The sequence below is a fragment of the Pseudomonas sp. B14-6 genome (genome assembly GCF_013260315.1).
In the GTDB taxonomy this organism is placed as follows: Bacteria; Pseudomonadota; Gammaproteobacteria; order Pseudomonadales; family Pseudomonadaceae; genus Aquipseudomonas; species Aquipseudomonas mandelii.
This window is the reverse complement of record NZ_CP053929.1, coordinates 6,659,071-6,666,890: the sequence shown is the minus strand read 5'-3', so window position 1 is coordinate 6,666,890 and position 7,820 is coordinate 6,659,071. Positions and strand designations below refer to the sequence as shown.

Here is a 7,820-nt window from a genome sequence, read left to right as displayed (position 1 = left end):
ACGAATGCAGACCGGAAAAATTAGCGAATGAGAACAAGTATCAGGCAGGAGGTAAAACGCGGGGTGTCAGAGGGATAAAAATCATTGTGGGAGAGAGCTTGCTCCCACAGGGATTGAGTGACGCCCGGGATTGCGTCAGGCGCTGGCAGCCATGGCGTGCCGCCGATGGTGAACCTCAAGCTGATCCTTGATCACCCGCAACACCTTGGCTTCGTGCTCATGGATAAAGAAGTGCCCGCCCGCGAGCATGTCCACCGAAAAACTACCGTGGGTTTCCTTGCTCCAGCCGATCAACTGCTCGGTGGTGGCCCGATCATCCTTGCCACCGAGCACATGCACCGGGCACTTGAGCAAGGGACGCTGCTGCGGTTCAAATCGCCCGCACAGCAGGAAGTCCGCGCGCAGGACCGGCAGTGTCAGGCTCATCAGCTCTTTATTGGCCAGCACTTCTTCGCTGGTGCCATTGAGGGCGCGCAGTTGATCGATCAATTCGGCATCGGTCCTGGGCTGGGCGAAGCCGCGATCGTAGTCGGCCCGCATGGTGGGTGCAGCCGTGCCCGAGGCGAACAGCGCCACTGGCTCCGGGCACCCCAGCGAGCGAAACGCATGGGCCATTTCACAGGCCAGCAACGCGCCCAGGCTATGACCGAACAATGCGTATGGCGCCTTGAGCGTGGCTTTTTGTTCCTGGGCGAGTTGCAGCGCCAGGCGTCGCATGTCGGTGTGCAACGGCTCGCCATACCGTGCGCCACGCCCCGGCAGTTCCACCGGCTGCAGCGTGAGCCATTCCGGCAGCTTGCGCCGCCAGCGGCTATAGACCATGGCGCTCGCGCCTGAATAGGGCAGGCACAGCAATGTCAGCTGGGTCACCGGGCTTACCTCGAAAAGTTGTCTATCAAGGGAACGGATGAGGCCGGCCTTGAATTAGTCCCAAGGTTGTAGAAGTGCCGAACACTGACATCGTGGCGAGAGAGCTTGCTCCCGCTCGTCTGCGCAGCAGTCGTAAAACGGGTGGATGCGGTGTAACTGAAAAATCTCAGTGAATGGTTTTGGGGCCGCTTCACGACCCAGCGGGAGCGAGCTCCCTCGCCACAGGTTCTGTGTTTCGCTTATCTCAGGTGGCGATAGCTTTGGACTGCGGAACCGAGGATCACCGCACCGGCAGCAATCGCCAGCCAGAATCCACTACGGGCCCCAAATGCATCGATCAGCCAACCCGAACCGGCCGCACCGATTGCCACGCCAATACTCAACCCGGTGACCAGCCAGGTCAGGCCTTCAGTCAGTTTGGCTGGCGGCACGATGCGCTCCACCAACGCCATTGCCACAATCAGCGTCGGCGCAAAGAACAGACCGGCGACAAACACCGCCAGCGACAGCCCGAGAATGTTCGTCGCCAGCAGCAACGGCAGCGTGGTAACCGCCGTCGCCACCCCGCCATACAAGAACAATCGCGGCAGCGGCACTTTCGAGCGCAACACCCCGAACGCCAATCCCGCCAGGCAGGAACCAATGGCATACACCGACAACACAATGCTCGCTGCTGCCGGCTGGCCCTGCTGCTGGGCGAAGGCCACGCTGACCACATCCACCACGCCAACGATGGTGCCCATGGCGACCATCAACAGCATCAGCAATTGAATGTCGAGCGAACGGATAATCGAGCCCTGATGGTGTTCTTCATGGGGATGCACCGCCGGCTCGGTGTCCCGTTGCAGGACAAACGCCGTCACCCCGATCGCCAGCATCAGCAACGCCGCCAACGGACCGGCCTCGGGAAACGCCACCACGCACAACCCCACCGACAGCGGCGGCCCGACAATAAAGCAGACTTCGTCCAGCACTGATTCCAGCGCGTAAGCGGTTTGCAGCTCCGGCTGGCCGCGATACACCTCGGTCCAGCGCGCACGGACCATCGCCGACATGCTCGGCATGCAACCGGCCAGCGCGGCGAACACAAACAACGTCCAGATCGGCGCCTGCAAGCGGGTGCAAATCAACACCAGCAACAACGCCCCACCACCGATCAACGCCGAAACCGGCAGAACCCGGCCTTGACCAAAGCGATCCACCAGCCGCGAGACTTGCGGTGCACAAAACGCCGTGGCCAGGGCAAACGTCGCCGCCACCGCACCGGCCAGACCGTAGCCGCCTTGCAGTTGCGAGAGCATGGTGATCAGGCCGATGCCAGTCATGGAAATGGGCATGCGCGCGATCATCCCGGCCAGCACGAACGCTCGGCTGCCAGGGGCTTTGAACAGGTCGCGGTAGGGGTTGGTCATGGGGTGCGAGTCTCAGTCAGGGCGAGCAAGTTGCCATAAGGCGAACCGAGGGGAAAGCAGGCAATTGTTGGTTGAATGTGAAGGCCTCACACGTTGATCGTTCCCCCGCTCGGCGTGGGAACGATCAGGTGTCACGCGGTCAGGTGACGAAACTTTCATGGTTCGACGTGAACTCTCGCCAGCCCCCGTCAGTCAGCTAATTAAGCCCTCACACTCAAGGCGCTCACGCTGATGCAGATTTCCCTCGACCAACAAGTCGCCCTCATCACCGGTGCCAGCTCAGGCATCGGCGCAGGCGCCGCCAAGGCATTGGCCGCCGCCGGGGCCGCGGTGGTGATCAACTACCATTCCCAGGCTGAACCCGCCGAAGAACTGGCCCGGCAGATCAACGCTGAAGGCGGTCGGGCTATCGCCATCGGTGCCGACGTTTCCAAAGAAGAAGACGTCGAACGGCTGTTCGCGCAAACCCTCGAGGCGTTCGGTTCGCTGGACATTCTGGTGGCCAATTCGGGTATGCAAAAAGACGCCAAGGCGGTGGACATGACCCTCGCCGACTGGAACCAGGTGATCGGCGTCAACCTCACCGGACAGTTCCTCTGCGCCCGCGCCGCCCTGCGTATTTTCAACCGTCAGGGTATTCGCGAAGGCGTGTCCCGGGCCGCCGGCAAGATTATTCATATGAGCTCGGTGCACCAGCGCATTCCCTGGGCCGGCCACGTCAATTACGCCGCGTCCAAGGGCGGCGTCGACATGCTGATGCAAACCCTCGCCCAGGAAGTCAGCCACCAGCGCATCCGCATCAATGGCATCGCACCGGGGGCGATTCGTACAGACATCAATCGCGATGCCAACGAGGAGCAACTGCTCAAACTTATTCCTTACGGTCGGGTCGGTGAAGTCGAGGACATCGCCAACGCGCTGGTCTTCCTCGCCTCCGATGCGTCGGACTACATCGTCGGCACCACCCTGTTCATCGACGGCGGCATGAGCCTCTATCCGGAGTTTCGCGGCAATGGCTGATCATCATCCCGAGCGACAAAGCAACATCGACGCCCACGGCATCATCGGCGACATGCGCAGCGCGGCGCTGGTCAATGACAAGGGCAGCGTCGACTTTTTCTGCTGGCCGGAATTCGACAGCCCGTCGATCTTCTGCTCGCTGCTGGACACGCCCGAGGCAGGCATTTTCCAGCTATCGCCGGACTTGCCTGATGCGCGCCGCGAACAGATTTACCTGCCCGACACCAACGTGCTGCAAACCCGCTGGCTGAGCGAGCGCGCCGTGGTCGAAGTCACCGACCTGCTGCCCATCGGCGACAGCGAAGATGATCTGCCGGTGTTGATGCGCCGGGTCCGGGTGGTCAGCGGCCAGGCAACGTTTCACATGCGCTGCGCCGTGCGGCATGACTACGCTCGCGCCAGGACCCACGCACGCATGGATGCCAAAGACGTGGCATTCGAGGCCGATGATCAGCCCTCTCTGCGCCTGGCATCGGATCAGACCTTGCGTATCGACGGCAACGCGGCCGTCGCTGAATTCACCCTCAAACAGGATCAGAGCGCGGAATTCCTGCTCGGCGGCATCGACGACCCGCGTTTCAACGAAGGCGCGGCCGGGTTGTGCCTGGAACGCACGCTGAAGTTCTGGCGCGACTGGAGCGGTCAGTCCAACTACCGTGGTCGCTGGCGGGAAATGGTCAACCGCTCAGCCCTGGCCCTGAAGCTGCTGACCTCGCGCAAACACGGCGCGATCCTCGCGGCGGCCACGTTCGGCCTGCCGGAAACACCCGGCGGCGAACGCAACTGGGACTACCGCTACACCTGGATCCGTGACGCCTCGTTCACCGTCTACGCGTTCATGCGCCTGGGCTTCGTTCAGGAAGCCAACGACTACATGCGCTGGCTGCGCGGGCGGGTCAGCGATTGCCACGGCAAACCGATGAAACTCAACATCCTCTACGCCATCGACGGGCGCCAGGAACTGCCGGAAACCGAGCTCTCGCATCTGTCCGGCCATGGCGGCGCGACGCCGGTGCGCATTGGCAATCAAGCGTATGACCAAGTCCAGCTCGACATCTTCGGCGAGCTGATGGACGCGGTGTACCTGGTCAACAAATACGGCGACGCGATCTCCCATGAAGGCTGGAAACACGCCGTGGGCGTCGTGGATCAAGTCTGTGAAACCTGGCAGCAAGAGGATGTGGGCATCTGGGAAATGCGCGGCGAACAGCATCACTTTCTGCACTCGCGACTGATGTGCTGGGTGGCCCTGGACCGGGCCATTCGACTCGCCTCCAAACGCTCCCTGTCCGCGCCGTTTCCCCGCTGGGACCAGACCCGTCAAGCGATCTACGCCGACATCTGGGACAACTTCTGGAACGAAGAACGCGGGCATTTCGTGCAGTACATCGGCGGCACCACGCTGGATGGTTCGATGTTGCTGATGCCGCTGGTGCGCTTCGTCAGCGCCAAGGACCCGCGCTGGTTATCGACCCTCGAAGCCATTCAGAAAACCCTGGTGCGCGATGGCATGGTCTACCGCTATCGCAACGAAGACAGCCAGATCGACGGCCTCAACGGCAACGAAGGCGCCTTTGCTGCGTGTTCGTTCTGGTACGTCGAATGCCTGGCCCGGGCAGGCCAGGTGGAAAAGGCGCACCTGGAGTTTGAACAATTGCTCAGGTACGCCAACCCGCTGGGCTTATACGCCGAAGAGTTCGACAGCCATGGGCGACACCTGGGCAACACGCCGCAAGCGTTGACGCACCTGGCGCTGATCAGCGCGGCCAGCTTTCTGGATCGGAAATTGAGTGGGGAGAAAAATTACTGGCAGCCTTGAGTCCGCGTTGCCCCTATCGCGAGCAGGCTCGCTCCCACAGAATTTGTGTCAAACACGCTATTTGTGAACGACACCAAACCTGTGGGAGCGAGCCTGCTCGCGAAGACGTCATCAGCCATCGCACAGGACTGGCTGAATACCAGAGAAAAAAGTGAGCGGTAGGGTCCAGACTCCTACAACCATTAAACAAACCTGCCCAATCACCCGAAACCGCTCATTCCAACAGCCCGAAAACGTTTGTTGCCAGCCGTTACATCCCCCCCTACCATCCACCGTCAACGGGTGCAGCGGAGCTGCCCGATAAAACCCGAATTCAAGGAACCAGAATGAGCCAGCGTATCCATCGCCCCATCGACACCCCTCTGCGTTCAGGCCTGAACCGCGATGAACTGTGGGAGGCCCACGACAAAGGCCTCATCAAATGCTGGGAAATCGGCCGCCAACGCGCCGCCCGTTTCCCCGAACTCGCCCAACGCTGCCTTGCCGGCGAACTGCCGGTGCTGGGCTGGAAAGGTGGCGTCAGCCGCAGCCTGAAGAAACTCGAAAAGTACGGATCCCTCAAATACCTGGCCCAGTGGCAGGGTTTGCGTGGGGAGGATCTGGATGTTGATCTGGGTGAAGAGCGGCCTCTGACGTGTTCGCGGACGAGGATGGTGGTGACGTTTACGCCGGACCGGTCGAAGTACTTCAATCAGGTGGCCGAAGTCGAAGTCTGAGTTGGCGGAACCTGGTCTCTTTGCATCCTCCGTCTGACAAACACCTCTGGAGTGTCCGATGAACACTGAAGCGTTGATCCAGAACATCAAGACCCCGACGTTGACGGTCGCCTACGAAGAACATGGCCCTGCCACCGGCGACCCGATCCTCCTCCTTCACGGCTTCCCTTATTCCCCACGCGGCTACGACGATATCGCCCCGGCCCTAGCCGCTCGGGGCTACCGCGTTATCGTTCCGTACCTGCGCGGCTACGGCCCGACCCGCTTCAACAGCCCCGACACCCTGCGCTCCGGCCAGCAAGCCGCCCTCGCCCAGGATCTGCTGGACTTGATGGACGCGCTGGCCCTCCCGAAGGCCGCCCTTTGCGGCTACGACTGGGGCGGTCGGGCGGCGTGCATCGTCGCGGCGCTTTGGCCGGAGCGGGTTCGCTGTCTGGTGACGGGCGATGGCTACAACCTGCAGAATATTCCCGGCTCCACCCAGCCACAGGCCCCGGAAACCGAGCATCGTCTCTGGTATCAGTATTACTTTCACACCCCGCGCGGTGTCGAGGGCCTGACGAAAAATCGCCGGGACTTGTGCGAATTGCTCTGGAAATTATGGTCACCGACCTGGGCCAAAGGTCCTGAGCGCTACCCACTGAGCGCGCCGGCCTTCGACAACCCGGATTTCGTCGAGGTGGTGATTCACTCGTACCGTCACCGCTTCATGTACGCGCCAGGGGACCCGGCACTGGCGTGGATGGAAGAAGCGCTGACCCGGCAACCGTCGATCAGCGTCCCGACGATTTCCCTGTGTGGTGCCGACGATGGCGTCGGACCGGCCGAGGAGATTGATGAGGACATCGAACATTTCACCGGGTTTTATGAGCGGCGAGTGCTGGCGGGCGTCGGCCACAACATTCCCGAAGAAGCACCCGAAGCGACGCTCAAGGCATTACTGGATCTGCTTCAGCGCTGACAGAAAACCGCTCGCGATAGGCTTGCGGCGTTACGCCCATGGCCCGCAGAAAACTGCGGCGAAGCGTTTCCTCACTGCCGAACCCGCACTGCACCGCCACCCGTTTGATCGGCAGACCGGTATCACTGAGCAAGCGTCGCGCGGTCTCGACCCGGATCAGCTCGATGGCCCGCGCCGGCGTCTGGCCGGTGTCGGCGCGGTAATGGCGAACGAAGCTGCGTTCGCTCATGCCGGCCTGCAAGGCGAGTGTCGGAATGCCCAGGTCCATGGTGAGATTTTCGCTGATCCAGGCGTGAAGTTCGTCGAACCGGCTGCCTTCCTTTTGCAGAGACAAGGTCACGCTGAACTGCGACTGACCGCCCGGGCGCTTGAGGAACACCACCAGTTGCCGAGCGACGTCCAGGGCCATGGTGCGACCGAGATCCTCTTCGACCATCGCCAATGAAAGATCGATGCCGGCCGTAACGCCGGCCGAGGTCCAGACCGGGCCGTCATTGATAAAGATCGGGTTGGGCTCGACCCGTAACCGGGGATGTTTCTGCGCCAATTGCTCGCAACGGGTCCAGTGCGTCACCACACGCCGACCGTCAAGCCAACCACTGGCCGCCAGCAAGAACGCCCCGGTGCACACCGATGAAACCCGCCGACATGCCGTCGCATGTTCACGCACCCAGGCCACCAGCGACTCATCCTCCGCCGCCGCGTAGACACCCCAACCACCGGCGATGATCAAGGTGTCGCTGCCTTGCTCGGGCAACGGCTCGGCTAACAGCGCCAGCCCCGCCGACGACATCACCACCCCGCCACCGTTGGCAATTACCGTCGGCGCGTAGGGCGCCGGCAAGCCTTGTTGACGGGCGATGTCGTTGGCCGAGGCAAACACCTGCAACGGCCCGGTGACGTCGAGCAATTGCACATTGGCGAACGCGAGCACATGAATGGTTTTTGGCATATTGGCGTAATTCGTGGGGTTATTGGCGTATACGCCAGATCCTACGAGCCTAAAGTGAAGCCGTCCACCC

General features: G+C 61.8%; 7 protein-coding genes. 4 read left to right on the top strand and 3 right to left on the bottom strand.

Annotated elements, in window-relative coordinates:
• Positions 1 to 135: 135 nt before the first annotated feature.
• Together HP062_RS30460 and HP062_RS30455 are read right to left on the bottom strand one after the other, a co-directional pair.
• Positions 136 to 870, bottom strand: a complete 735-nt coding sequence (locus HP062_RS30460) for a thioesterase II family protein (protein WP_102595305.1) — start codon at positions 868 to 870, stop codon at positions 136 to 138.
• Positions 871 to 1,109: 239 nt separating this feature from the next.
• Positions 1,110 to 2,282 (bottom strand): MFS transporter, encoded by a 1,173-nt coding sequence (locus HP062_RS30455; RefSeq protein WP_172792487.1) that lies wholly within the window; start codon positions 2,280 to 2,282, stop codon positions 1,110 to 1,112.
• Between the two features lie 231 nt (positions 2,283 to 2,513).
• Between HP062_RS30455 and HP062_RS30450 the strand changes: the two genes are divergently transcribed.
• The 4 genes from HP062_RS30450 (at position 2,514) to HP062_RS30435 (ending at position 6,798) form a co-directional block, all read left to right on the top strand.
• Positions 2,514 to 3,302, top strand: coding sequence for a glucose 1-dehydrogenase (locus tag HP062_RS30450; protein WP_172792486.1), 789 nt, complete (start codon positions 2,514 to 2,516; stop codon positions 3,300 to 3,302).
• The gene (locus HP062_RS30445; protein ID WP_172792485.1) at positions 3,295 to 5,121 is read left to right on the top strand and encodes a glycoside hydrolase family 15 protein; all 1,827 of its coding nucleotides are present in this window, start codon (positions 3,295 to 3,297) and stop codon (positions 5,119 to 5,121) included. Before HP062_RS30450 ends, HP062_RS30445 begins: the two co-directional genes overlap by 8 nt.
• A gap of 326 nt (positions 5,122 to 5,447) precedes the next feature.
• Positions 5,448 to 5,837 (top strand): hypothetical protein, encoded by a 390-nt coding sequence (locus tag HP062_RS30440; RefSeq protein ID WP_169857421.1) that lies wholly within the window; start codon positions 5,448 to 5,450, stop codon positions 5,835 to 5,837.
• Between the two features lie 58 nt (positions 5,838 to 5,895).
• Entirely contained in the window at positions 5,896 to 6,798 is a 903-nt protein-coding gene (locus HP062_RS30435; RefSeq protein ID WP_083374660.1) for an alpha/beta fold hydrolase, read from the top strand.
• On the opposite strand, the gene HP062_RS30430 is transcribed toward HP062_RS30435, so the two are convergent.
• Positions 6,767 to 7,750 (bottom strand): GlxA family transcriptional regulator, encoded by a 984-nt coding sequence (locus HP062_RS30430; protein ID WP_154911477.1) that lies wholly within the window; start codon positions 7,748 to 7,750, stop codon positions 6,767 to 6,769. The genes HP062_RS30435 and HP062_RS30430 overlap by 32 nt on opposite strands.
• Between the last annotated feature and the right edge of the window lie 70 nt (positions 7,751 to 7,820).